Annotated in this window: 26 protein-coding genes; 8 read left to right on the forward strand and 18 right to left on the reverse strand. The window is 44.4% G+C overall.

The annotated features are described in order from the left end of the window. Positions 1-21: 21 nt before the first annotated feature. The gene (locus ATL39_RS12345; protein WP_120193665.1) at positions 22-918 is read left to right on the forward strand and encodes an aldo/keto reductase; all 897 of its coding nucleotides are present in this window, start codon (positions 22-24) and stop codon (positions 916-918) included. A gap of 39 nt (positions 919-957) precedes the next feature. Here the strand turns inward: ATL39_RS12345 and ATL39_RS12350 are convergent, their stop codons facing one another. The 8 genes from ATL39_RS12350 to ATL39_RS12380 all read right to left on the reverse strand — a co-directional run bounded on the left by ATL39_RS12350 (position 958) and on the right by ATL39_RS12380 (position 9110). Next, a complete protein-coding gene (locus ATL39_RS12350) occupies positions 958-1779 on the reverse strand; it encodes an SDR family oxidoreductase (RefSeq protein ID WP_120193666.1) in 822 nt (273 codons plus the stop codon). 107 nt (positions 1780-1886) lie between these two features. Then, on the reverse strand, positions 1887-2504 hold the full coding sequence (locus ATL39_RS12355) for a DedA family protein (protein ID WP_120193667.1): 618 nt from the start codon (positions 2502-2504) through the stop codon (positions 1887-1889). Between the two features lie 17 nt (positions 2505-2521). After that, the gene (locus tag ATL39_RS17630; protein WP_281270896.1) at positions 2522-2647 is read right to left on the reverse strand and encodes a hypothetical protein; all 126 of its coding nucleotides are present in this window, start codon (positions 2645-2647) and stop codon (positions 2522-2524) included. Positions 2648-2930: 283 nt separating this feature from the next. Further along, positions 2931-4136 carry an MFS transporter gene (locus ATL39_RS12360; protein ID WP_120193668.1) on the reverse strand — a complete coding sequence of 402 codons (1206 nt, stop codon included), beginning with the start codon at positions 4134-4136 and terminating at the stop codon, positions 2931-2933. A gap of 71 nt (positions 4137-4207) precedes the next feature. Beyond that, entirely contained in the window at positions 4208-5104 is an 897-nt protein-coding gene (locus ATL39_RS12365) for an ROK family protein (RefSeq protein WP_120193669.1), read from the reverse strand. Positions 5105-5129: 25 nt separating this feature from the next. Then, positions 5130-6503: a hypothetical protein gene (locus ATL39_RS12370; protein ID WP_120193670.1), complete on the reverse strand. Its 1374-nt coding sequence runs from the start codon at positions 6501-6503 to the stop codon at positions 5130-5132. A gap of 104 nt (positions 6504-6607) precedes the next feature. After that, positions 6608-8020 carry a sucrose-specific PTS transporter subunit IIBC gene (locus ATL39_RS12375; RefSeq protein ID WP_120193671.1) on the reverse strand — a complete coding sequence of 471 codons (1413 nt, stop codon included), beginning with the start codon at positions 8018-8020 and terminating at the stop codon, positions 6608-6610. 97 nt (positions 8021-8117) lie between these two features. Further along, positions 8118-9110 (reverse strand): LacI family DNA-binding transcriptional regulator, encoded by a 993-nt coding sequence (locus tag ATL39_RS12380; RefSeq protein ID WP_120193672.1) that lies wholly within the window; start codon positions 9108-9110, stop codon positions 8118-8120. 264 nt (positions 9111-9374) lie between these two features. Here ATL39_RS12380 and ATL39_RS12385 point away from each other — a divergent pair, with 264 nt between their 5' ends. Beyond that, positions 9375-10823, forward strand: coding sequence for a peptidoglycan-binding protein (locus tag ATL39_RS12385; protein WP_147419358.1), 1449 nt, complete (start codon positions 9375-9377; stop codon positions 10821-10823). A gap of 102 nt (positions 10824-10925) precedes the next feature. On the opposite strand, the gene mnmH is transcribed toward ATL39_RS12385, so the two are convergent. Both mnmH and ATL39_RS12395 read right to left on the reverse strand, forming a co-directional pair. Continuing rightward, a complete protein-coding gene (gene mnmH / locus ATL39_RS12390; protein ID WP_120193674.1) occupies positions 10926-11942 on the reverse strand; it encodes a tRNA 2-selenouridine(34) synthase MnmH in 1017 nt (338 codons plus the stop codon). Positions 11943-11969: 27 nt separating this feature from the next. Continuing rightward, positions 11970-12890, reverse strand: a complete 921-nt coding sequence (locus tag ATL39_RS12395; protein WP_170146920.1) for a ketopantoate reductase family protein — start codon at positions 12888-12890, stop codon at positions 11970-11972. Between the two features lie 105 nt (positions 12891-12995). Here ATL39_RS12395 and ATL39_RS12400 point away from each other — a divergent pair, with 105 nt between their 5' ends. Further along, positions 12996-13427, forward strand: coding sequence for a hypothetical protein (locus tag ATL39_RS12400; protein ID WP_120193676.1), 432 nt, complete (start codon positions 12996-12998; stop codon positions 13425-13427). Here ATL39_RS12400 and ATL39_RS12405 read toward each other — a convergent pair. Together ATL39_RS12405 and ATL39_RS12410 are read right to left on the reverse strand one after the other, a co-directional pair. Then, a complete protein-coding gene (locus ATL39_RS12405) occupies positions 13424-13873 on the reverse strand; it encodes a nucleoside deaminase (protein WP_170146921.1) in 450 nt (149 codons plus the stop codon). The two genes, ATL39_RS12400 and ATL39_RS12405, sit on opposite strands and share 4 nt — an antisense overlap. Before the next feature lie 13 nt (positions 13874-13886). Further along, positions 13887-14549: an MBL fold metallo-hydrolase gene (locus ATL39_RS12410; protein WP_120193678.1), complete on the reverse strand. Its 663-nt coding sequence runs from the start codon at positions 14547-14549 to the stop codon at positions 13887-13889. Between the two features lie 103 nt (positions 14550-14652). On the opposite strand from ATL39_RS12410, the gene ATL39_RS12415 reads away from it, so the two are divergent. The 3 genes from ATL39_RS12415 to ATL39_RS12425 all read left to right on the forward strand — a co-directional run bounded on the left by ATL39_RS12415 (position 14653) and on the right by ATL39_RS12425 (position 18228). Next, positions 14653-15027, forward strand: coding sequence for a DUF1499 domain-containing protein (locus tag ATL39_RS12415; protein ID WP_245960985.1), 375 nt, complete (start codon positions 14653-14655; stop codon positions 15025-15027). 172 nt (positions 15028-15199) lie between these two features. Then, positions 15200-16186 carry an ABC transporter substrate-binding protein gene (locus ATL39_RS12420; protein ID WP_245960986.1) on the forward strand — a complete coding sequence of 329 codons (987 nt, stop codon included), beginning with the start codon at positions 15200-15202 and terminating at the stop codon, positions 16184-16186. 2 nt (positions 16187-16188) lie between these two features. Continuing rightward, on the forward strand, positions 16189-18228 hold the full coding sequence (locus tag ATL39_RS12425) for an iron ABC transporter permease (RefSeq protein ID WP_120193680.1): 2040 nt from the start codon (positions 16189-16191) through the stop codon (positions 18226-18228). A 35-nt stretch (positions 18229-18263) separates the two neighbouring features. Here ATL39_RS12425 and ATL39_RS12430 read toward each other — a convergent pair whose 3' ends face one another. Both ATL39_RS12430 and ATL39_RS12435 read right to left on the reverse strand, forming a co-directional pair. Further along, positions 18264-19058, reverse strand: a complete 795-nt coding sequence (locus tag ATL39_RS12430; RefSeq protein ID WP_120193681.1) for a hypothetical protein — start codon at positions 19056-19058, stop codon at positions 18264-18266. Between the two features lie 4 nt (positions 19059-19062). Next, positions 19063-19902: an ABC transporter ATP-binding protein gene (locus tag ATL39_RS12435; protein WP_120193682.1), complete on the reverse strand. Its 840-nt coding sequence runs from the start codon at positions 19900-19902 to the stop codon at positions 19063-19065. A 205-nt stretch (positions 19903-20107) separates the two neighbouring features. Between ATL39_RS12435 and ATL39_RS17445 the strand changes: the two genes are divergently transcribed. After that, the gene (locus tag ATL39_RS17445; RefSeq protein ID WP_170146923.1) at positions 20108-20272 is read left to right on the forward strand and encodes an SE1832 family protein; all 165 of its coding nucleotides are present in this window, start codon (positions 20108-20110) and stop codon (positions 20270-20272) included. Positions 20273-20347: 75 nt separating this feature from the next. On the opposite strand, the gene ATL39_RS12440 is transcribed toward ATL39_RS17445, so the two are convergent. Further along, positions 20348-20755, reverse strand: a complete 408-nt coding sequence (locus ATL39_RS12440) for a hypothetical protein (RefSeq protein ID WP_120193683.1) — start codon at positions 20753-20755, stop codon at positions 20348-20350. Positions 20756-20877: 122 nt separating this feature from the next. On the opposite strand from ATL39_RS12440, the gene brnQ reads away from it, so the two are divergent. Beyond that, a complete protein-coding gene (brnQ, locus tag ATL39_RS12445) occupies positions 20878-22188 on the forward strand; it encodes a branched-chain amino acid transport system II carrier protein (protein ID WP_170146924.1) in 1311 nt (436 codons plus the stop codon). Between the two features lie 42 nt (positions 22189-22230). On the opposite strand, the gene ATL39_RS12450 is transcribed toward brnQ, so the two are convergent. From ATL39_RS12450 to ATL39_RS12460, 3 genes are all read right to left on the reverse strand, one after another. Next, a complete protein-coding gene (locus ATL39_RS12450) occupies positions 22231-22479 on the reverse strand; it encodes a hypothetical protein (protein ID WP_120193685.1) in 249 nt (82 codons plus the stop codon). Positions 22480-22656: 177 nt separating this feature from the next. Beyond that, positions 22657-22980, reverse strand: a complete 324-nt coding sequence (locus ATL39_RS12455; RefSeq protein ID WP_120193686.1) for a helix-turn-helix domain-containing protein — start codon at positions 22978-22980, stop codon at positions 22657-22659. A 170-nt stretch (positions 22981-23150) separates the two neighbouring features. Next, a complete protein-coding gene (locus ATL39_RS12460) occupies positions 23151-23273 on the reverse strand; it encodes an anti-repressor SinI family protein (protein WP_120193687.1) in 123 nt (40 codons plus the stop codon). Between the last annotated feature and the right edge of the window lie 10 nt (positions 23274-23283).

Genomic DNA, 23283 nt, shown 5'->3' on the forward strand with positions numbered 1-23283 from the left:
ATAAAAGGACTGATTGATTCTATGCAGATAACAGATAAACAAATCAAAGCAATTCAAACCCAGGTCCAAAGCCGCACGGTTTCTCTTCCTGATGGAACGACGCTTCCCAGCCTTGGCCAGGGTACGTGGCATATGGGAGATGACCCTGCCCGCGAGGCAGATGAAATACAGGCGCTGCAGCTCGGCTTAAAGCTCGGGCTCCGCGTAGTGGATACCGCAGAAATGTATGGAAACGGCCGGGCTGAAACAGTGACCGCTAAAGCATTGAAACATTTCCGGAACGAAGCTTTTCTCGTATCCAAGGTTCTCCCTTCCAATGCCGGCAGAAAAAACCTCCAGGCTTCTTTGGAAAACAGTCTTTCCAGGCTCCAGACCGATTATCTGGATCTTTACCTGCTTCACTGGCGGGGAGGCGTGCCTCTGCAGGAAACCGTAGAAGAAATGGAAAAAATGAAAGCACAGGGTTTGATTAAACGATGGGGAGTCTCCAATTTCGACACCGCGGATATGCAGGAGCTTAATAATATCACCGGCGGCCAGTCATGCGCTGTGAACCAGGTATTGTACCATCTCGGTTCCCGCGGTATTGAGCACAGCCTTCTCCCTTCTATGAGAAAGCGTGCCGTTCCCGCTATGGCATATTGTCCGCTTGCCCAGGGCGGAAACCTGCGCAGCCAGCTTTTAACCAATCCATCCGTACAGAAAGTGGCTGATTCGCATCAGATAACACCGATGCAGCTTCTATTGGCATGGAGTATCCGTTCCGGCGATGTTCTGAGTATCCCTAAAGCAGGCAGAGAAGAACATGTGCTGCAAAACGCTCAGGCAGCCGGCATCGAGCTGACGTCTGAAGACTTAACACTACTCGATGAAGCCTTCCCTCCCCCTTCCCGGAAAGAACCGTTGGATATTGTATAAAAATAAGCCCGTGCTGATTAGATCAGCACGGGCTCGTTTTTATTCTGTTGTTTCTTTCCAGCCTTTTTCAAAGAGCATTTTTCCGGGCCATGTATAGGCTGTCAGCCCTCCATCACCTGTAATCGTTTCTCCTGTTACAAATGAGCTGTCTTTTGAAGCTAAAAATAAAGCAATGGTCGCCATTTCTCTTGGATCCCCCAGCCGGCCCATAGGGGTAACCCATTTTTGAGCGTCACGGAAAGCCTTACCGCTTTCCTCATTATCTGTTCCTGCCAGCTCTGATACCAGCGGCGTTTCGATTGTCCCGGGTGCGATGGCGTTCGCCCTAATGCCCTGGCGTCCATAATCAATCGCTATCGCTTTTGTCAGGTTGGTCACGCCGCCTTTAGCTGCATTATAACCCGAACGGTCCAGGTCAGCTGCAGAACCGGACATGGAAGAATTGTTTATAATTGATCCGCCCTTTTCAAGCATGAGCGGAATAAAGTACTTACTCATTAAAAACGTGCCGCGCAGGTCAACGCTGATAATATCGTCAAACAGCTCCACCGGATATTCATGAAGCTTTCCGCCTTCCTGGTCAATGCCGGCGTTGTTAAATAACACGTCAATGGTCGTATACTGTTCTTTTATTTTTTCAGCAAAACCGGTTACTTCCGATTCTTTGGACACATCGAGCACGTAAGCCTGTGCTTTTCCTCCGGCCTGCTGAATTTCTTCGGCAAGCTCTTTTACCTGTTCTTCATTTTTATCTGCGCAGAGCACTTCCGCTCCTTCTTCTGCGAATACTTTCGCTGTAGCACGACCAATACCCGTAGCTGCTCCTGTAATAACGGCTGTATAGCTTTCCAGTCTATTCATTTAATAAAACCTCTTTTCTATCGATTTCGTACGCTCTTTATTCATACCACTCTTTATAGATTATAAACGTTCTCTCTATCAGCTGTAATCGCTTACTGTCAGCGGATTCAGGCTTTTTTATTTCTTTTATTTTTTTGGGAAAGCATTAGTAAAAACCAGCCTGCCGCGATCGCCGCCATAATATATACGATGTAAGAATAAACATCCATAAAATCAACAATGGTATGCCACGAAGACCCCATCCCTGCTCCTATGGAAACCAGCACCGTGTTCCAGATTAATGTGCCGGCGGTGGTAAATAATAAGAACGTAAAAATATTCATATTGGACATGCCGGCAGGAATAGATATCAAGCTTCTCAGCAGCGGAACCATCCGGCATAAAAAAACTGTCCATACTCCATATTTATCAAACCATTTGTCCGCCCGGTGAATATCTTCGCTGGTTACTCTGATGTATTTTCCATACTTCCCAATTATTTTTTCCAGCTGTTCTACATCGAGCAGACGCCCAATGCCATAAAGGCAGACGGCGCCGGCAAGGGAGCCGGCAGTTGAAGCTAAAATAACTCCCGTGACTCCCAGCCCGGTGACAGTCGTCATAAATCCCCCAAAGGTGAGAATAATTTCAGAAGGGATTGGAGGGAAAATATTTTCCAAAGCAATAAGCAGAAAAATTCCCCAGTATCCAAATTCTTCCACGACATTCGTGATCCATGCTTCCATTAATGACAGCTCCTTATTTAAGATGAAAAAACAGGAATTCCAAATACAAAATGAAGAACAGTAAACACGATGATAATGAAAAGAATACTTCCTCCGATCATGTAAAGCGCTTCTTTGCCTTCCCGGTAATCCTGCTTTGCCATGAGCTGTTCCATCCTTTCTTTCATTTGTTCCAAACCTAAAGCTGAGGCCGAAAAAAACAAAAAAGAGCCTTTACCCGTGATCAGGTAAAGGCTCTTATCTTTAAAGGAAAGGGCTTCACCTGTACAGCAGGCAAAGGTCTCGCAAACAACGCAATGGTTGCCAGTCAGGCCGGCGGAGCGTAAGCACCACGTAATGACGACATAACTGTAAGCTACTCCCCTTTGAAATGGTAAGTATAGATTGTTAAATAATAATATGCCGAAACGAGGTTATTGTCAATTATTAATTTACAGGCGTTGAATAAGCGGATTTTTTTTCATACGCTCTTACTTTCCACATAGCAGCCATTCCCAGAACCGGCCCTATACTCAGTATAGCGAATACCCACTCCCATCCCATCCACATCTGAAAAACAGGAATCAAATTGATAGAAATAACCGATATTAGAAATCCGATGCACATCTGAAAAGTTAAAGCAGTTCCCGTATACTCCGGCTCTGCAAAATCTGATACAGCTGCTGAAAATTGGGCGGAATCAGCTATCACAGAAGCTCCCCAAATAACCGCCAGCAGGATAGTCAGCCAGAGAGCGGAACCGAATGTCCAGCCAATGCTCAGCGCGCAGGCAGCACTTATCCCCATTGCGGCAATAGTCAGCAGCGACCTTCCAATTCGGTCTGCCAGCAATCCGCCTGCTATACATCCAATCGCGCCGGCGGCTCCAATTGCAGTAAAAGCAGCGGCCGTACTCCATTCGTCCGGGACGGCAGACTGGGCAAAGCTCGCCGCCAAAAAAGCAGGCAGCCATGTCCACATGCCGTACAGCTCCCACATGTGGCCAAAATAGCCGTAGTTTGCAAGCATTACCGGCCGGTTTTTTATCACTTTCGACAAAAGCCCGATAGAAAAAACAGAAGGATTCGGTTTCACAGGAGCTTCCCCCAGAGCACCATACATCAAAACAGCGGCTGTGAACGCCAGAAGGGAACTGAGGATCAGTACAATGCCTGCCTCCGTGCCGGACGTAAATAAAAATAAGGCGTGCGGGAGAGAGGTCCCCAGGGTCAAAGCGGCAATTAAAATACCAATGGCTGCTCCCCGCTGTTTAGGAAACCACAATGAAATTAATTTAACCGCCGGAGGATAAACCCCAGCCAGCGCCGCACCCGTAAGTATTCTTAAAAGCAGACCAATCGAAATAGTATCTGCAAACAAAATCAGCATGTTCAATATGCCCCCTGCCAGCGCAGACAGAGCAAATAGTTTTCTTGTATTAAATCGGTCGGCCAGACCAAGTACAGCACTCAGAAAGGCTCCTGCTACAAAACCAACAGGGACAGCTGCTGAGAGCCAGCCCTCCATTAACGGAGTCAGGGCCCACCGCTCCCGTAAATCATCTGCGATTACTGAAGCGCTGAACCATAAACTCAGTGAGAAGAAAACAGATAAAGAAATAATTGATAAAGCATACCAGCGGTTTTTTTTCATTGCTTCTCCCCTTTCTTCCGGTACCGGTCAGGCAAAGAAGAAAGCATCCCGCCTCCGCGGAATACCTGGACTTATCCCAGCCGCACAGTGGAAGAAAGAAGTCCGGCTCCAATCACCCCTGCATTTCCTTCGAACTCTGCCTGTACTGTCAGGCATTTCCCTTTCAAACTTTTATATACATACTCGTTAATTCTTTGTTCCAGCACCTTGACGAGGAAGGGATTATGCTGAATGACTCCTCCGCCAAGCACAATCAGCTCCGGATTTATAGTCAAATAAATATTGGCAATTCCTGCAGCCTGATATTCAATTATCGGATCGAGAACCCGGACTGCTTCTGTTTGATTTTTCCGGTATGCTTCAAACAATTCACCCGCATGACTGCTCCCGCCGTAAAGCTCTACAGCTTTTTCTTTCAGCGCTGTTCCGGAAGCTACCTGCTCCCAGGTTTTATTTCCGGGAGATGGAGATTCTCCATTTCCTATTCTCATTAGTCCTACCTCGCCGGCTGCACCCAGGGCACCGGTCAGAAGCGAATTTCCAATTATAATGCCGGCACCGATTCCGGTGCTAATTGTAATGTATATCATGCTTGAGGCATGTTTTCCTGCTCCAAGCTGATGTTCTGCTACAGCAGCGGCGTTTGCATCATTGTCCAGCGTTACGGGCAGTCCGGATGCGGCCTCCAGTTCTTTTTTAAACGCAAAATCATGCCAGCCCGGTAAGTTAGGCGGATCAAGAATTACACCATTCCAGGGATCGAGCGGTCCAGGCGCCCCGCATCCAATTGTTTCAGCCTGATGATTCCCAAAAGAATCTATCATTTCTGTGATTTTTTTTATTCCTTCTTCAGCCGCAGCTGGGGTGGGGATTGTTTTAATCTGTTTGATCGTTTGTTTATTTTCAATAAGAGCGGTACGCAGACTCGTACCTCCCAGATCAATAGCGATTTGATATGTGCTGGTCATGGGCAGAGTTCCTTTCTAAACTAAATTAAAGCAATAAGTATGCTATCAGCGTTCCCATTCCTCCATAAAGCAGCGCAAACGGCATATTTCGGTATGTTATCTTATACGGATTCTGCATCGTATTCTGCGCGGTCATCGTAACAGTAATTCCAAATGTTCCTACTGTGGCAGTGGCCAGTCCGCCTGTAATCAAAACAAGACCAATGCTTAACGGATTCATCGTTTCATAAAGAGGCGGCAGAATTTCCATTAAAATCCCTATCGTTGCAATAGGGTGCACCCCTACCATCGACAGCCCTAAATACGTAAATTGAATCAACAGGAGAATCGCAAGCGGAAAGCCTGCTGCTGCTTCAAAAGGAGTCTGCATAACTGTAAGCACCGGTGTTTCATTCAGGCTGCTCGAAAAGAGTCCCAAAGCTAAAAACAAAACAACAAAATTCTGCATATTCGTCGTCCTCTGTTTCCACATCGACCAGCCTACTATACGAAACGTGCGCCAGCGTCTGATAACTAAGGCCCAGCAGAAAGAAAACGGAATCAGCACAAGGGTGACGGTTAATATGAAATTAAGTCCTGTCCAATTGCCGATAAGTAAAACAGCTGTAAGAAATACAGATAAAGCAGCAAACAATTCAATGATTTTAAATATTAACGTCTTCCAGTTGATTGATTCTTCCATTATCTGCTGATTGGCTGGAGTGTATGGATGCTTTTTAAATTCAAGTCGTCCCCACAGCATTTCTATAGCAAGAACGAGCAGAGAGCACAGAAGAAGCCAGGGAAGATATGCCACATACCCTACACCTGTAGCGTCAATGGTAATAGCTACCATGATCTCCATGGGGCTCCAGGCAAGAGCGATAGCAAAGGCCCGCAGGGTTGTACGGCTGACAAATGACTCTCTTAGCTTTTTCGACACGGCTGACAGATTATCCTGCAGCACCTGCTGAGAAAATGGAAGTGCAGAAAGGTTAATAAAACATACAAGCAAGTAGGAAGTAATTGAACTCCTGGCATATAACTTTCCTAAATCATCAACATTCGCTCTTAAGAGCTGGCTGATCTTCCTGTCGAATCTTCCTGCATGAACGACACTGTTCATCCATGGGAGTACAGCTAAAAAAGCCAGAAGCTGCATGTTTGATGTTAAGAAAATAGGAATTTGGGAAGCACTTTCCCCGCTAACGATAAAAAGGATCATCCCCACTCCGATAAAGAAAGTTCCCAGAATTTTAAAAAGCCTGGAAGCGGCAGCAAAGGAAATAATAAAAACAGGTACTGCTATGATACCTGCTGTATAAAGCAGTATATTGTGGTCTAGAAATATATTTACAAGATAAATTCCGAGCATAAGGGTATAGATTATGTAGCGGTTTTCATTAATTAAAGATTTCATCAAAAACGTCCTTTCCCCGATGCAGTGCTTCTTTAGTCTGCCACAGGACAAGAATTTAGACAATAAAAAACACCAGCCGCTTCCGGCCGGTGTTTTCCCATTTATTATGAAGCCTTTTCTAATTCCTCTTTCATTTTATCGCTGTAGCCAAACAGCCACGTTAACGTGAATGCGACTGCCGCTGCAAGAAGGTTAACTACAATATATAAAATAATTTGTTCATTCAAGTAGAGCAGGATTCCCGGACCTGCCGTAATAGCCATACCTGTTGCTTCCAGCTGGAAAAGTGAGGCAATGAATCCTCCCACACCTCCACCGATAAGTCCCATGAGAAAAGGTTTAACGTAACGGAGATTGACACCGAATATAGCCGGTTCCGTAATTCCAAGAAATGCGGAAAAGGAAGATGGCAGAGCCAGTGCTTTCAGCTTTTTCGACTTTGTTTTCAGACCTACTGCCAGAGCTGCCCCGCCCTGTGCTGCAATGCCGCATGTAATGATGGCGTTAAACGGATTGGAACCAAACTGCTCGAGGAGCTGAATTTCCAAAAAGTTAAATACATGATGCACTCCGGTAATGACGAGAACCTGATGGAAAAAGCCAATAATCAGACCGCTGATTCCAAATGGTGCTTCCAATAAAGCTACTGTGCCGGAAAGTACGATATTTTCCAGACCATGCATGACCGGGCCAATGAAGAAAAGCGATAGAAATATCATGACAAGAAGTGTCAAAAATGGAGTGACAATTAAATCCAGAGCTTCCGGAACTCTTTTTCTAAGCTGCTTTTCAAACAATGCTCCCAGCCACCCGGCAATAAAGGCCGGCAGAACAGAACCCTGGTAGCCGATCACCGGAATAAAACCGAAAAAGGTTAGTGGCTCTGCTACACCTTCTCCTACTTCGTATGCGTTAGGAAGAGAAGGATTGACAAGCATCAGGCCCAGAACAATACCAATGATCGGACTTCCTCCAAACACTCTGAAAGCAGACCATGCTATCAAAGCCGGCAGGAAGGCGAACGCGGTATCAGTTAACACTTGTGTAAACGTTATCAAGTTTGCCGGTACATCTTCAGGCGTAAGCCCAAACCACCCAAGCACCGCTTCCTGAAGCAGAAGTCCTCTTAACCCCATAAAAAGACCTGTTGCTACCAGAACCGGAATGATTGGAACAAACACATCACCAAAGGTCCGGATAGCCCGCTGAAACATATTCCCTTGTTTTTTTGCTTCCTGCTTCTGTTCAGAACTTGTGCTCTCTGCCACACCAAGCTTAGAAGCTTCTTCGTACATTTTATTTACCGTACCGGTTCCAAAAATAACCTGATACTGGCCCGAGTTGTAAAAAGCACCTTTAACTTTATCAATATTTTCTACGCTGTCCTGGTCAATTTTTTCTTTATCACGAACCATTATTCTCAGCCTTGTTGCACAATGAGATACGGAAGCAATATTTTCTTTTCCCCCTACTGCTTCGATCAGTTCTTTGACAATCTTCTTGTTATCAGCTGCCATTTTTCACCCTCCTGTTTCCTTTGTATCTTCTTTGGAATCGATTCCAAAAAGAAGCAAAATGATAGTCGATCCCTCTTTGGAATCGATTACATTCTCATCATAAGCTATTTCTTTCTATAAGTCCATACTTTAATATATTTTTTTTATTCTTTTTAACAGCAGGGTTTTCCATTTCTTCCAGTAGGATTCTGGCCGCTTCGATGCCCCCCTGCTCATTGTAATAATCAACTGTAGTAAGTGCAGGCTTTGCATATTGGGAAAGCTCTGACGCTCCAAACCCTGCAATCCCGATATCATCAGGTATGGCTACTCCAACATCATTAAGATAATCGGCTGCGCCGATCGCCATCCTGTCCGTAGCACTAACAATACTGTCAGGCTTTGTGTCTGATTGTTCCCAAATAGCTTTCATTGCGCTGTAGCCTGATTCAATTGTAAAGGCTCCTTCTGCCTGCCAGGATTTTTCTATCGGAAGCCCTGCTTCTTCAAGGGCTTTTATGTACCCTTTTTTTCTCCAGTAGCCTACCGCTTCATCTTTTTCGTCTACGCTGATCAACCCAATTTTTTTGTAGCCTTTTTTTATAAAGAGATTCGTTAAATCATATGAGGCCCGAAAGTCATCGTACATCAGACAGATTGCATCCGGGAATTCCTGCCCTACGACAATCACCGGTACTTTTGCTTCTGACACTGCTGTTTTTATCGGTTCAAGGGTATTCGTCGCCAGAAGAATAATACCGTCCACTCTTCTGCTTTCAAGCAGCTTAATATGTTCTACTTCTTTATTGATATTCAAATCGGAACTCGCCAGAAGGATTTGAAATCCCTTTTTTCCCAGCTCTCTATCTATACCTGAAACTACTCTCGTAGTTGTTTCCGTGCTTAGTCTTGGGAGTATAACGCCAATAACTTTCGTTTTTTTCGTCCGCAGGGATTTCGCATGTTCGCTTGGAATATACCCTGTTTCTTCTATTATTCTGTGAACCCGCTCCCTGGCTTCTTTACTTACTGCCGGAGATTCATTAAGTACTCTGGAAACGGTTGTTCTTGAAACATCAGCCATTCTTGCAATATCCTTTATTGTTGTCATATTACCACTTTCCTTTTCCGCTCCCGGGTATTTGCTTTCCTGCTTTATTTTATTCCCATTCTACCAGTTACTACAGAGTATTTCTTCAGTAATATTATAGTTTTTAAAATATTGTGGTTCAATTGCACACATTACATAAACATTTCAATTCGTTTAAATCAACGATTATCTGTTGCGTGGAAAGAAACCGGGCTGATAAGATGTGAAAGGTCGAGAGAGAACAGAGAACAGAAGAGATTCACTATTAAATGGAGGTTTTACACTTTGAAATTTCAACCATCACTAAAATCATGGACTAAGCTTGGCGTACCAGCCGTAGCAGCAGGATTTATTTTCTTTGCAGGTCCAGTTAATTCAGAAGCAAGCGAACTCGGAGACGATCTTATAGTAAAAGGACAGGAAAGCTCACAGGTAGAGAGCCTGCAGGAGCTTCTAAATGATAAAGGAACATTGGAAAAAAGCGCAGTATCCGGCACATTCGGTAAAGACACTAAAGCTGCTGTAACTGCTTATCAGGAAAAACATGACCTTATAGTAGACGGAATTGCCGGCCCACAGACAATTGGTGCTCTTGAAGTCTTAAAGCAAGGATCAACAGGCCAGCCTGTTGAAAACCTGCAGGAAGATCTTAGTGATCTTGGTCTTTACAATATTGAAGTAGACGGCATTTATGGAGATAAAACAGAAAAAGCCGTAACAGAATTTCAAAGCAAGAGCGGTATCAGCGTTGATGGCCTTGCAGGTCCTGAAACGTTTGGCGCTCTTCACACAGTAATGACAAAAGCTCCTTCATCAAATGAAGCCGCTCCTGCTCCTGAAGCTTCATCTGAATCTAAAGAAGAGGCTCCTGTAGAAAAGAAGGCGTCTTCTAAGCATACCCCTTCTGCAGATGCTCCTTCTGAGGATACTTCTTCTGAAGACACTTCTTCTGAGGATACTTCTTCTGAGGATACTTCTTCTGAAGATACTTCTTCTGAAGATACCAGCGCACAGGAAGCTGAAGAGCAGGCTGCCGCTGAGCGTCAGGCCGCTTTAGAAGAAGCTGAAGCTCAAGAGGCTGCTGAACAGGAGGCTGCTGAACGTGAAGCTGCCGCTGAACAGGCTGAAGAAGAAGCTGAAGCTGCAGAACGCGAAGAAGCCGCTGAGCGGGAAGCCGCTCAAGCCGAGCAGGCTGAACAAGAAGCTGCCGAGCTAGAAGAAGCCGCTGAAGCTGCTGCTGCTGAAGAAGCTGCTGAACGTGAAGCTGCCGCTGCTGAGCAGGCTGAACAGGAAGCTGAAGAACAGGCTGCTGCTGAAGCCGCTGCCGCTGAACAGGAAGCTGCTGAACAGGAAGCTGCTGAAGCCGCAGAGGCTGAAGAAGAAGCTGCTCAGGAAGTAGTAGAATCTTCTTCTACAGAATCAAGCTCTGATTCTGAAGCATCTGGAGATTCATTCACTGCTGAAGCAACAGCTTACACTGCCTTCTGCACAGGATGCTCAGGTACTACAGCTACAGGTGTTGACCTTCGTGCCAACCCTAACCAGAATGTTATTGCTGTAGACCCTAATGTTATTCCACTAGGCTCAACAGTTGAAGTAGAAGGAATGGGAACATTCACTGCTGCTGATACCGGCGGCGCAATCAACGGCAATAGAATTGATATCTTTATGGCTGATCGTGGCGACGCCGTATCATTTGGCCGTCAAAACCTTGAAGTAACAGTTATCGATTAATATATTTAAACTCCCTGAGACCATCTAATGGTCTCAGGTTTTTTTGTATAAACCAATACCTGAAAAAGCTCTCTGCCGTTTTGGCAGAGAGCTTTTTATTTTTTATACTTTTTCTTTATGAATGCTTTCTATAAATCGGCTTACTTCCTTTTTTGCTTCTTCAATACTGGAAGCATTAACAAGCATAGGTTCTTTTTCATATTGAGCATATGCATGATCATAACGTGGATCATAATAATGCTCCAGCAGAAGAGAAGCCACTCTGTCATAGCGTTCCTCATGCATAGCGGCATGGATGCTTTCTTTTGACTCTTCCGTAAGTTTGCTTTCTATTTTTTCAATAGCGTATTTGATTTCTTCATGATACAGCTTGGGATCGTACGTACGGAGAAGCACTTTTTCTCTTTCTTTCATTGGCAGCTGAACGTCAATCCTGTGTCCATACCACTTTCCATTTTGAATAAAGTCGGGAAGATGAATATTTCCGATACGGCGGCTCTCTCCTTCAATAATAAAAAAAGGAGCATCTTCTAGTTCCTTCACTCGTATCCAAAGAAGAAGTTCAAACTGTTTCTGGCTTCTTCTCTGCAGTCCTATCGATCCAAAAGCAGATCCCCTGTGATTGGCAAGACGCTCCAGTGAAATCACCGGATACCCTTCTTCTTCCAACTGATCAAGTATTTCCGTTTTGCCGGTACCAGTCCCGCCGGAAAGCACAATATAATCTCTTCGTTTGTTTTTTTCATTTTGGAAAGTTTTTTCCATCTCTTTTCTAAAAGACCTTATTCCACCCGGCAGCCTGGTACATGAAATCCCCATCATATTCATAAAAGATACGAAGGAGCCGCTGCGCATGCCGCCACGCCAGCAGTAAACCTCCACTTCCTGTTCTCCTTCGCTGATGTCACGCATCAGACGGTACATAGAAGGAAGTTTCGGTGATAATATTTCCAGGCCGAGATCCATTGCTTTTTCTTTGCCCTGTTGTTTGTAGACTGTTCCTACAAGCGCTCTTTCCTCATCGTCAAAAATAGGAATATTGATTGCGCCCGGAAGTGAATATTCTTCGAATTCTTTAGGAGACCTTACGTCAATATACTGCTTGTTTTCAGGTAACATTCTTTGAATCCTCTTCCCTTCTCTGCTTTACCTATTTAAGGCTTTTGGCTTTATCAGGCTGTACATCGTATATAATACAGGTGAATCTATCTGATGAGTATCTGCGAGCTTTAATGCTTCTCCCTGCAGATGTTCTACTTCTATTTCTCCGCCGCGGAGAAGGTCATTGTGCATGGAAGACGTGGCTTCGGCATTAAGGGATTTCATCTGCTGCAGCGCCGATTCTGCCTCTTCTGTCGTCAAGCTGCCGTTCTCCATATTAGCAATTTCTTTCATTTCCTTAAGCATGGAAAGTATCGTATTACATGCCTCTTCTGAACGGATTACTGGCCCTATTGTCAAATTCGAAGCGGTGGTAATACCTGAAAAAGCAGTGATAAACATATATTTTTTCCACATGTCATGCCAGACGTTCCTGCTTCTTTTCGTCTCCGCATTGACTGTTTCAAATAGTGTTTCTACTTCATCTACAACCGGCTTTTGTTCCGGCATCAGTTCCCCGTAAATTAATCCATGCTGACCGCTCGTGTGATGGACGTGCCCTTTTTCATCCAACGCTGCGATAATAAACGCCAGTCCGCCAATAATCCGGTTTTCCGGAATAACCTGCTTCATTTTATCAATATGAGAGATGCCGTTGAGTAAAGGCAGAACGGCTGCACCTGTTTTTTCAGCCAGTTCAGCGAGCTGCGGAAGCGCCTCTTCTATGTGGTATCCCTTCACCGCCCATATAATTAAATCTGCCTCTTCAGCTTCTTCTGGAGACACGATCGTATTAACATGACGTATGCTGAAATCGCCGGCGGTACTGTGTAACGTCAATCCGTGATCTTCGAGCTGCTTACGACGGCCTTCCCTGACAAAAAACGTTACATCATAGCCGGCTTCAAGAAGGCGCCCGCCTGTATATGCCCCTACTGCTCCGGCACCGTGCACTATTACTTTCATGTATATCTCTCCTTTATTTCCCTGATTGCACATTCAACCATTATCAGATATGATAGCGTGGATGATATAAACAATTAATTTCCGTGACAACCAGGAGATGAAAATATGAAATGGATTACCGCAATTAGAGAATGGAATCCCGTACAGACAATCAACCGCTGGATAGGCCGGGGAGACGGCAGCAGGACCGGGTCTGTTCAGGAATCATTAAGCCGTATGGAAAAAAGACGCCAGGAAGAAGAGTCTAAAACAGACAATCGCTTTTACCGGGCATCCCTTTACGCTTTTTTTACAATTTGTATCCTGCTTTTATTAATGCCCATCGTCTATTTTCTCCCCTGGCCGCAGGCTGCACTTTGGGTAGCTGTTATTATTCTGCTCGCCCTGGGTGTTTCTTTTACTTTATCGGCTATCACTATTAAAAAACAATCAAAGTATGTTCATCTGCCCTATATGTGGGGCATTCTTATTTTTGCCGTTCTGCTGTTCCTGTTTTTTCTATTTATTATTATTTATTTTCGTTTTCTGCTCGGTTAATTATCTGCGTTTATTTGTTTCCATACCGTGTAGGGGTCTTTCTCTCCCATATTGACCGGCTTATGATAAGAAGCATAGGCGGGCGCTTCTTCCTCCGGAGAGGGTGCAATCCCTGCTTCTCTTGCCTCCTCAAGCGTTTTCCCCATGTAAACCACAGGGATCTTACTCCAGTTTATAGCGGCTTCGCACATCGGACAAGGTTCACCGCTCGTATACAGTTCACAATCGCTTAAATCCGGAGAGCCCTGCTCTCTTGTCGCCTGCCTGATTGCTTCGAGTTCAGCATGCGTCGTAGGATCATTTGTCCGGTGCAGCTGGTTGGAAGCCCGGACTATGATTTTACCATCTTTTACGATAACACATCCAAAAGGGTCCCCGTTTTTTTCTTTTGCTGTTTCTGCTGCCAGCAGAAGCGCTTCTTTCATAAACTCCTCATTGTATCCCATGTTTTCCACCTCGTTATTTTTTATATTTTTCCAGGTAATCCTGCAGTTGATTCTGGGGATGCTCAATATCATTTCCATGGCAGATACTGATCAGATCAGGATTGAGTTCTTCAATTAAGCGGCTCGACTCGACCGCTTCCTGTGCATCCGCTGTAAAAGCTTTCATCGGCGGAGTCAATTTTCCTCTTTTGGAAGTAAACATGTCCCCGCTGATCAGTACGTTATCCTCTTTATGAAAATAAGCTGTGTGGCCGGGAGAATGACCAGGAGTCGGATAAGGAACTAGATTCATCATCGTGTGAAGATTATGGTTCTCATCCTCCGGCAGTGGTTTAACGATACCGGGCGTAATGCCGCGCTCCGGCTTTTTACGTTTTGGGTATGGTTCTTTTCCTTCTATATATTTAATTTCATTGGGGTGTGCATATACCGGTACTTTTCTTTTTCGTAAAATCGAAGAAAGGCCTCCTACGTGATCGGAGTGTCCATGAGTAAGCAGAATCATCTGCAGCGGCGCTTTTTCTTCAGCGAATGACAATAAATGAGACCCCATAAACGAAAGTCCTGTGTCAATAATGATGGAGTAGTCACCCTCTTGTATAACCCAGGCGCTCATCTTAACACCCATCCATGTTTCTGCTTTGTATACGTGCGGAGAAATCTGTTTAAATTTCATAATTGTGTCTCCTTTTCTAAGGAATGAATGATTAATGGTTACCTTAATAGGGAACTGTCTAAACATGACAATTACATCATACCATTTGAAAGGGGTTCAGTTCATGAAACTTCCACCTTGTCCCAATTCCCGTAACTGTGTTTCTACAATGGGAAGCCCTGATGATAAACAACACTATATGGACCCAATTGCGTTTGACGGCGAGCCTGAAGAAGCAAAAAGCATCATGAGGTCTCTTTTAAAAAACGATCCACTAGCTGAAATCGAACAGGAAGATGTTGACTATATGAAAGCCGTATATAAGGTTAAACTCCTTCCATTTAAAGACGATGTGGAATTCTATTTCGGTCAGCAGGGATTTGTGCATTTTCGTTCAGCCTCCAGAGTCGGTTATTCGGATCTTGGAAAAAACAGAAAGCGAATGAAAGCACTTAAAGAGCAATTTCGTGAAGAATATAAAAGGCAGGCAGCCACATAAGAATGAATCGATGGGTTTTGGCACCCATCTTTTTTATGGTTTCACATAAATATATTTTCCGATGACGGTCTCCCTGCTTCATATACCAGGGAAAAATTATGTTGATTTATAGTAAAAATCATAGTAACATCTTAATTGCAAATGATAATCTTTATCAATAGGGGGATGGGACATGAATAAGAAATACATATGGATTCCGGCAATGGCAGGTCTTCTTGCTCTAGGTGCCTGCAGTTCTTCAGATACAGAAGAAAGTGGAAGCGGAGAAGAAACCGGCAGCGGGGAAACAACAACTGTTCAAGGAGCTTCAGGAGAAGTTGAACTTGAAGAAACGCCTCAGAATATTGTAGTCTTAGAATGGGTTTATGCTGAAGATTTATTAGCACTCGGAGTAGATCCGGTCGGCATTGCCGACCTGGAAGGCTATAATCAATGGGTTAATGTAGAGCCGGAACTTCCTGAAGATATTACAGACGTAGGAACGAGGCAGGAACCGAATCTCGAAGCCATTGCCCAGCTTGAGCCGGATTTAATTATTACGGCATCTTCCCGGCATGAAGCTATCAGTGATCAATTAAATGACATCGCTCCGACCGTCATGTTTGAACCTTATCCAGAAGAAGGCGAAGGCGATCAGTATGAGGAAATGGAAACAACGTTCCGTGAGATTGCTTCCGCTGTTGATAGAGAAGATGAAGCCGATCAGGTAATGGAAGAACTTGACAGCTCTTATGAAGATGTGGCAGCTGAAATAAGCGATGGTGGATATGAAGGAAATGAAATATTATTATCCCAGGCATTCAGTGCTAATGATACCGCCTCTATCCGACTCTTTACCGATAATTCCATGGCCGTGAAAATTATGCAGGAAATTGGCCTTGAAAATGCATATGACGGGGAAGAATTTGAACTTTACGGCTATACGGAAACAAACGTTGATGCGCTTGAGCCATATCAGGACAGCGATTTTATGTATATCGTGCAGGAAGAAGACAATGTCTTTGAAAACCAGCTGGCAGGCAACGACGTATGGGAAGGCCTTAATTTTGTAGAAGAAGACCGCACCTACGCACTTCCGGGTGATACATGGACCTTTGGAGGACCGCTGTCTGCTGAAGTATTTGCCGAGCAGGTTTCAGACGCACTGACAGGAGAATAAATATGAAGCATTTGCATACGAAAACAAAGGCTGTCCTTATCTTCGGAGGGGGGACAGCCCTCTTGTTTTTTTTGTCATTTTTACATTTATATCAAAGCAGTCAGGATATGTCCTGGGCGGTTGTTCTGGAGGCTTTGCAGAACGAGGGGGACACGGTTCAGCATAGTATCGTTAAGTCCGTGTACCTTCCCAGAATTGCACTCGGCCTTATTGCCGGTGCTGCTCTGGCAGCCGCAGGAGTTATTTTTCAAACGCTGACAAAAAATCCGCTGGCTGCTCCAAGCACTCTTGGTGTTCACGCCGGCGCATATTTTTTTGTTGTAGCAGGCGCAGCGCTCGGATCAAGCGGTCCCGCCTGGCTTTTTGGAAATGGGTTTTTATTTGCCTTTCTGGGAGGCTCTCTGGCTGCTGTGCTCGTGTTTGCCTTGTCCGGCGGTATTAATGCGACTCCGGTGCGCATGGCTCTTGCCGGGCTTGTGTTGAGCTTAATGTTTTCTTCTTTCACCGCCGCCCTGCAGATTTTTTTCGAATATGAAACAGCCGGCTTGTTCCTTTGGGGAAACGGCTCACTTGTTCAGCAGGACTGGAGCGGTGTATTATTTGCCCTGCCCTGGACCGCGGTAATTACTATTATTATATTTCTTATCAGCCGGCAGATGGATATTATGCTGCTCGGCAGCGACCAGGCTAAAGCACTTGGTGAAAAAACAAAAAGAGTTCAGGTTATTATGTTCTTTCTTGCTGTAGGTCTCTCTGCTCTTACCGTAAGCGTTGCGGGCCCTATTGCTTTCATTGGCCTGATTGCGCCCCACTTAATGAGACTGGCCGGGTTTCAGCTTCACAGCCTTCTCATTCCGGCTTCCATGCTCTGGGGCGCTAACATTTTGATTGGAGCGGATATTCTTGGTCGTTTCCTGGATCCCTCTCTTACGGAAATGCCTGTCGGTTCTGTCACTGCGCTGATTGGTGCGCCCTGGCTGATATGGCTGGTGTTAAAACATCGTGGCAGCTTTTTTGGATCCGGCAGTAAAGAAAGCATTTCCGGAAGCCGGCTGTCTTTTATGATTCCTTATCCTATGGTTTTAACCGGCTCAGGACTTCTCTTAACGATAGTATTTTTTATAGGCATGGCTGGCGGGAGCACCGGTTTTGAATGGGTGGAAACCTGGCGGGCCCTGTTTACCGAAGAAGCTTCCGGCCAGAGATTTATTATTTTCGACTTGAGGCTTGGAAGAATGCTCGCTGCCTGTGCGGCCGGTATGCTTCTCGCGGCCAGCGGACTTTTGTTCCAGGGGATATTGCGCAATCCGCTTGCTGATCCATCCGTTATTGGAGTAACGGCAGGAGCAGGCGTCGGAGCGCTTAGCGTATTATTCTTTTTCTCGTCTCTTTCAGCTGCATGGCTGCCGGCTGGTGCGATTGCAGGAGCTTTTCTAACCGTAGCTGTTGTGTTATTCTTTTCCTGGAAAACCCAGTTCCATCCGGCCGTGCTGGCTTTAATGGGCATTGCGGTTTCAGCCGCCGGAGGAGCGATTACACAGATTTTAATCGTTCGTTCTAATCTAAATGCGGCTTCCGCCCTTACCTGGCTGTCCGGCAGCACATACGCCAGTGGTTTTACTGAGCTGCAGATGTTTCTTGTCTGGCCGCTTTTTATTCTTATTCCAGCTGCCTTTTTTCTTTTAGGCTCGTTGAACATCCTTGCACTAGGAGATAACAATGCTATAGGTCTCGGGGTGCCTTTGACGGCCGTCCGCTGGTTTTCTATCATTTTAGCTACTTTTTCTGCCGCTATGGCAGTAGCTGCTGTAGGTACTATCGGCTTTATCGGCCTTGTCGCCCCCCATCTTGCCAGACTGCTGGTCGGGGAAGATTATCGTAAAATTTTCCCTGTAGCTCTCTTACTCGGAGCTGCTCTGCTTGTTGGAGCCGATGCGGCCGGCCGCATAGCCATTGCCCCAAAAGAAATACCGTCCGGACTCGTAGCTGCTATTATCGGCGCTCCCTTTTTCTTATGGCTGATGAGCCGGACTAAAAAATAATAATGTTACACGCGAAAAAAGACAGGAGAGCGAATTTACGCTTCCTGTCTTTTTGTTAACTTCTCGTATTTTTCATTTCGTTCTTCTTTTTTCATGCGGGGACAGCGGTAGCAGTAGGAATTACTGCCTTTAAAAGCCAGACAGCACGTCGGCTTCGTATAAATTTTCTCTTCCCCCGCCGGGTTTGGTATTTCCATACAACGAAAAGAAAACGGCGGCTTGGAACGTCCAAATATCTTTCCGTCTTCAAATGCCAGAACATCCTGCCAGCTCTGCTCCAGAGCTTTTTCGGTTTCTTTTTCTTCTGTCACTTTAGCCAGATGAATAAAATACGGCACGGCATGATATACCTGACCCCAAAGTTCTTTCACGCGGACTCCTGCGATTTCCGAAAACCTGAGGAAAAGCGGAGTCACCTGTTCAGCGTAATAGCAGGCAAGAGCCTGCTTGGTATCAGTCATTCCGGCCCGGCTTTCTTCTAGTACGTCCCGGTCAATCAGAAATTGATACACCGGCTCAGCGTACTCACCGGGTACTAGAAATACCGTACAGCTGTCGGAAAGGCGGTTCATATCCAGGCCGTGTACAATGGCCCAGTGGCCGAATGCGATAAAACGGCTGAATCTGTTTGCCCAGAAAGCTGCACTCATATCCAGGCTTGGGGCATCAATATACGTTCCATACTGTTCTAAAAACTGTCTGCAGGACTCTGTTTCCTCTGCTGCCCAGTCTTTTAGGGAATGTTTACACTCCCATTCGCGGGGCTCTTCATGAATAACAGAAAAAACGCTTCGTAATTGAGTAGTATTCTTACGGATAGCGGTCTGCATAGGCTTACACCTGAGCTAATCTTAGTTCGGCTTCACTTGAGGGTGTACCACTCGTTTCATTGCTTACCAGATCATATGTCATACACAGAGGCTTTCCTGTGCGGGGATCTGTAACGACATATGCATCAATGCCAAATACTCTCCGAAGAACCTTCTGGCAGACTACGTCATGCGACGATCCATAATGCTGGATTTCCCCGTTTTTAATCGCAATTAAATGATCGGAAAATCTGGCCGCCTGGTTCAAATCATGCAGCACCATTACGATCGTACGGTTTTCTTCCCTGTTCAGCTTTTGGAGCAGTTCCAGTACTTCCAGCTGATGAGCCATATCAAGATAAGTGGTCGGCTCATCAAGAAGCAGCAGATCTGTCTCCTGGGCAAGCGCCATTGCAATCCAGGCACGCTGCCGCTGACCGCCGGAAAGAGCATCAAGCGTTCTATCCTGAAACTCTACCATTCCTGTATCGTATATCGCTTTATCGATAGCTTCTTTGTCCGCCTGATTTAATCCGCCCACTCTCTTCCGGTGGGGATAGCGTCCGAAAGCTACAAGCTGTTGTACCGTGAGTGTCTGTGGTGTTTCCGGCGACTGGGTAAGAATAGCCATTTCTTTTGCTACTTCTTTTGTTTTCATATCATGTATATTGCGGCCGTTTAAATAAACAGCACCGCTGTTGGGTTTCAATGTTCTGGACATAGCTTTTAATAAGGTGGATTTTCCGCAGCCATTTGGACCGATAATAGAAGTAACCTGACCTTCAGGTATTTCTACTGTCATTTCCTTTATAATGTTATTTTCCTGATATGAAACTGCTATCTGCTGTGTGGTTAAATTTGACACACTGGAAACCCCTTTCATGCTTTTCGTACATTTATTTATATAAACGTTTTCTTACTAACATTGATAATCATTTTCATTTAAAGTATAAATGTTTTTGAAAAAAATATCAACATGCACAAAAAGACTTTTCTGTATTTTTTGTTTTCCTCTCTTTCCCTGAGTATGCTACATTGTACTTATCCGGATAAAAAGGAGTTGTCGTTCAATGGATGAAAAAGCAAAAGAAGAACAGCTTGCATGGCTGAAAAGTGAATATGTAAGAGTGCAGGGGGACCTGGAAAAGCTGGAATCAGTAGGCCGGAGCCCCGAAGCCGCGCTCAGGCAGCTTACTGAACTGGAAGAAGAAATTGCAGAAACGAGAAAAAAATAGACCGGTTTTTTCAAGCCGCATAAAAATATCTCAAAGCGTTCACCGCTTTGAGATATTTTTATTATGCAGCTTCATTTATTTTTCTAAAAAGTATCTTACATGCTCTGTCTCTCCTGCGGGAATATCGGGATGCCTGATTAACTCCACCCCGAAAAGTCCATCTTCATTTATATCAAGCAGGCATGCCTGTTCCAGCATTTCTGCCGCTTCCAGATCAGCGTGGAATTTAATTTCAATATATTCTTCAGCATCTTCAATACTGGCAGTGAAAAGCGGGTATTCGATTTTTCTGACTTTCGGAATCGAAATAACGTAATTTTCATTATTGTAAATGGTGCGCATTACACGATAGCCAAGCCAATTGCCTTTCCTGTCATACAGCATATACCCGCTCACCTCAGGATACGCCCCAAGCGGTGTCGTTTTGTTGGCTTTGTGCTGCAGATAGATATAAATTAATTCATCTTCTATAGTAATAAGCATACTGCCCCTCCTCGGCCTCTACCTTTTTTTCTCTATTTTAACAGCAAATCTAAAATATCTTTACAATTTCCCGGCGCAGCGTTAGGATAATGAAGGTTTATTTTATTTTAAGGGAGACAATCATGAACAGACTAACATGGAAAGATAACTTTTTTATAGGTTTAATGCTGTTTGCTTTGTTTTTTGGAGCAGGCAACCTCATATTTCCTCCATTTTTAGGCCAGGAGGCAGGAACTTCCTATTTCCCTGCTATTATCGGTTTTGTCATTACCGGAGTGGGGCTTCCTGTTTTAGGTATTATCGCGGTTTCTCTGGCCGGGCAGAGCTTTCAGGGAATAGCCGAGAGAGTAAACAAACCGTTTGCTTTCTTTTTTATGGTCATTTTATACGCAGCTATCGGTCCTTTTTTTGGTATCCCGAGAGCTGCCAACGTTTCGTACGAAATGGGAATCGTTCCTCTTCTGCCGGAAAGCGGTACGGACACAAGCCTGTTTTTGTTTTCTATTTTGTTTTTTGGGATCGTTTTTCTTCTCAGCCTCAACCCTAACAAGCTTGTGACGAGTATAGGATATGTTATTACTCCTGCCCTGCTTGCTTCTATTGTTCTGCTCGTAGCCGGAGCTTATGCTTCCGGCTTTATGAGCGGAGGCGGTCCTCCTTCAGCCGAATATGAATCCCAGGCTGTCGGCAGAGGATTTGTCGAAGGATACTTAACGATGGATACTATCGCCGCTTTAGCATTTGGCCTGATTGTCGTTAATACATTAAAAGAAAAAGGTGCACTGGACCGCCGGGAAATAAGACGTTCGGCAGCTTCAGCAGGGGTTATTGCAGGTATAGGGCTTGCCGCTGTGTATATTGCTATTGGCTGGCTAGGAGTGCACAGCGGCCCACGTATGATAATGGAGAACGGCAGTGAAATCCTTACCTATTCTGCCGGCGAATCTTTCGGATTTACAGGCACTATTCTGCTTGGCCTGATAGTTACCCTGGCCTGTCTTACCACCTGTATTGGCCTCGTAACCGCATGCAGTCAGTATTTTCAGAGGTATTTACCTTTCCTGCCTTATCCGGCTCTTGCTTTTCTCTTAACGGCACTTAGTTTTCTTGTAGGAAATTTGGGGCTGAATACGATTATTTCTTTATCCGTTCCGCTTCTTGTAGCGATTTATCCGCTGGCTATCGTTTTAATTCTACTTTCTTTACTAAACGAAAAAATAACGCTTCACCGCTCCCACTATATTGGAGCCGTGGCGGGTACGATTCTCGTCAGCGCCTACGATGGCTTAAAAGAAGCAGGGCTTGTGCCTCTGGACGGAGCAGGCTTTTATTCTCTTCTTCCGTTTTTCGAACTTAATCTGGGCTGGATACTGCCTGCTCTGGCTGGATTTATTATTGGCCATATCTTTAGATCCAAATCTGTTTCTTATTAAAAAAAGCGGGGCCTCTGGATACATCCAGCCGGTCCCGCTTTTTTATATTCTTACATAAACCATGGTGGCATCTTTTCCACTTTGGAAAATATTATCTCCTGTGTACATCAGGGTAACATTGTTCAGCCGGTCTTCCATTTCTTTAATCTTCTGCTTTGCGACATCAAACGCACAGTAGCCCAGGAAATGCCCGTTAACATAAAGAGAACATTTATTATTCGTTAAGTAGACAAGCTTGATATGCCTATTCATGATATTAGTATAGTACACACCGCCTCTAAGTCTCACCACTTCATTTTCCTCCGCTCTATAATGTTCTTTTTAAAGAATTAAAAACATTATATAACGAAAAAAGGGATTTGAAAACACCTAAATGAAAGAAAAACACATTTTAACGAACATTTTTTGTTCTTTATATAGAAAAAAAACAAAAAATAAAAAAGGATCAGGTAAAAAAGATCCTTTTTGTTAATTTTTAATCCTCCACTTATTAAATTCAAGAAATTCTTTAAACTGATCTTTGGAAACTCCTGAATTCATTGCTTCTTCTACTATTTCCAACCACTCATTATCAAGATCATCTTCATTGATGTCCGTTTGTTCCTTAATTAAAAGATCAACGGATATGTTTAATACCTTAGCAATCTTTTCTAAAAACTGGATCGAAGGATTTGTTTGAATATCCCTTTCCAATGCACTAAGATACGACTTCGCTACTCCGGCCTGATTCGCCAGTTCTGTTAACGACAAGCCCCGGTCTTTTCGAAGCTGTTTCACCCTTTCACCAATCATCGCTTGAACCCCTTTGTATACTGTAATTTATTGTTTGTCGTTATTATAACATATAACGAATTGGAGTATGTTATAGTGAACGAATTTTTTTAAACTGCATAATTATGCCTATACTTATATTTACATATATTAAAAAAATAAGCCATATGAATTGGCTTATTTTTTCTTGATTATTTGGTTTGTCTTAAGAATTCTTTAACCTCACTAGGGGTTAAACCAGCTTCTTTAGCTTCCACCATTAGAGATAACCAATCTTGATCAAGCTTTTGTACTTTTGGAATTACTAGTTCCATCAACCCTCAC

It is taken from the genome of Sinobaca qinghaiensis (assembly GCF_003610495.1).
Lineage (GTDB): Bacteria > Bacillota > Bacilli > Bacillales > Marinococcaceae > Sinobaca > Sinobaca qinghaiensis.

Excerpts from the sequence above, each read along its gene's own strand:
- ATL39_RS12410 (WP_120193678.1), bottom strand. The coding sequence starts at position 14,549 with ATGAAATTTAAACAGATTTCTCCGCACGTATACAAAGCAGAAACATGG.
- ATL39_RS12400 (WP_120193676.1), top strand. The coding sequence starts at position 12,996 with ATGAAATGGATTACCGCAATTAGAGAATGGAATCCCGTACAGACAATC.
- ATL39_RS12395 (WP_170146920.1), bottom strand. The coding sequence starts at position 12,890 with ATGAAAGTAATAGTGCACGGTGCCGGAGCAGTAGGGGCATATACAGGC.
- ATL39_RS12375 (WP_120193671.1), bottom strand. The coding sequence starts at position 8,020 with ATGGCAGCTGATAACAAGAAGATTGTCAAAGAACTGATCGAAGCAGTA.
- mnmH (WP_120193674.1), bottom strand. The coding sequence starts at position 11,942 with ATGTTACCTGAAAACAAGCAGTATATTGACGTAAGGTCTCCTAAAGAA.
- ATL39_RS17630 (WP_281270896.1), bottom strand. The coding sequence starts at position 2,647 with ATGGCAAAGCAGGATTACCGGGAAGGCAAAGAAGCGCTTTACATGATC.
- ATL39_RS12420 (WP_245960986.1), top strand. The coding sequence starts at position 15,200 with ATGAATAAGAAATACATATGGATTCCGGCAATGGCAGGTCTTCTTGCT.
- ATL39_RS17445 (WP_170146923.1), top strand. The coding sequence starts at position 20,108 with ATGGATGAAAAAGCAAAAGAAGAACAGCTTGCATGGCTGAAAAGTGAA.
- ATL39_RS12355 (WP_120193667.1), bottom strand. The coding sequence starts at position 2,504 with ATGGAAGCATGGATCACGAATGTCGTGGAAGAATTTGGATACTGGGGA.
- ATL39_RS12380 (WP_120193672.1), bottom strand. The coding sequence starts at position 9,110 with ATGACAACAATAAAGGATATTGCAAGAATGGCTGATGTTTCAAGAACA.
- ATL39_RS12430 (WP_120193681.1), bottom strand. The coding sequence starts at position 19,058 with ATGCAGACCGCTATCCGTAAGAATACTACTCAATTACGAAGCGTTTTT.
- ATL39_RS12345 (WP_120193665.1), top strand. The coding sequence starts at position 22 with ATGCAGATAACAGATAAACAAATCAAAGCAATTCAAACCCAGGTCCAA.
- ATL39_RS12460 (WP_120193687.1), bottom strand. The coding sequence starts at position 23,273 with ATGGAACTAGTAATTCCAAAAGTACAAAAGCTTGATCAAGATTGGTTA.
- ATL39_RS12455 (WP_120193686.1), bottom strand. The coding sequence starts at position 22,980 with ATGATTGGTGAAAGGGTGAAACAGCTTCGAAAAGACCGGGGCTTGTCG.
- ATL39_RS12415 (WP_245960985.1), top strand. The coding sequence starts at position 14,653 with ATGAAACTTCCACCTTGTCCCAATTCCCGTAACTGTGTTTCTACAATG.
- ATL39_RS12350 (WP_120193666.1), bottom strand. The coding sequence starts at position 1,779 with ATGAATAGACTGGAAAGCTATACAGCCGTTATTACAGGAGCAGCTACG.
- ATL39_RS12405 (WP_170146921.1), bottom strand. The coding sequence starts at position 13,873 with ATGGGATACAATGAGGAGTTTATGAAAGAAGCGCTTCTGCTGGCAGCA.
- ATL39_RS12370 (WP_120193670.1), bottom strand. The coding sequence starts at position 6,503 with ATGAAATCTTTAATTAATGAAAACCGCTACATAATCTATACCCTTATG.
- ATL39_RS12365 (WP_120193669.1), bottom strand. The coding sequence starts at position 5,104 with ATGACCAGCACATATCAAATCGCTATTGATCTGGGAGGTACGAGTCTG.
- ATL39_RS12360 (WP_120193668.1), bottom strand. The coding sequence starts at position 4,136 with ATGAAAAAAAACCGCTGGTATGCTTTATCAATTATTTCTTTATCTGTT.
- ATL39_RS12425 (WP_120193680.1), top strand. The coding sequence starts at position 16,189 with ATGAAGCATTTGCATACGAAAACAAAGGCTGTCCTTATCTTCGGAGGG.
- brnQ (WP_170146924.1), top strand. The coding sequence starts at position 20,878 with ATGAACAGACTAACATGGAAAGATAACTTTTTTATAGGTTTAATGCTG.
- ATL39_RS12440 (WP_120193683.1), bottom strand. The coding sequence starts at position 20,755 with ATGCTTATTACTATAGAAGATGAATTAATTTATATCTATCTGCAGCAC.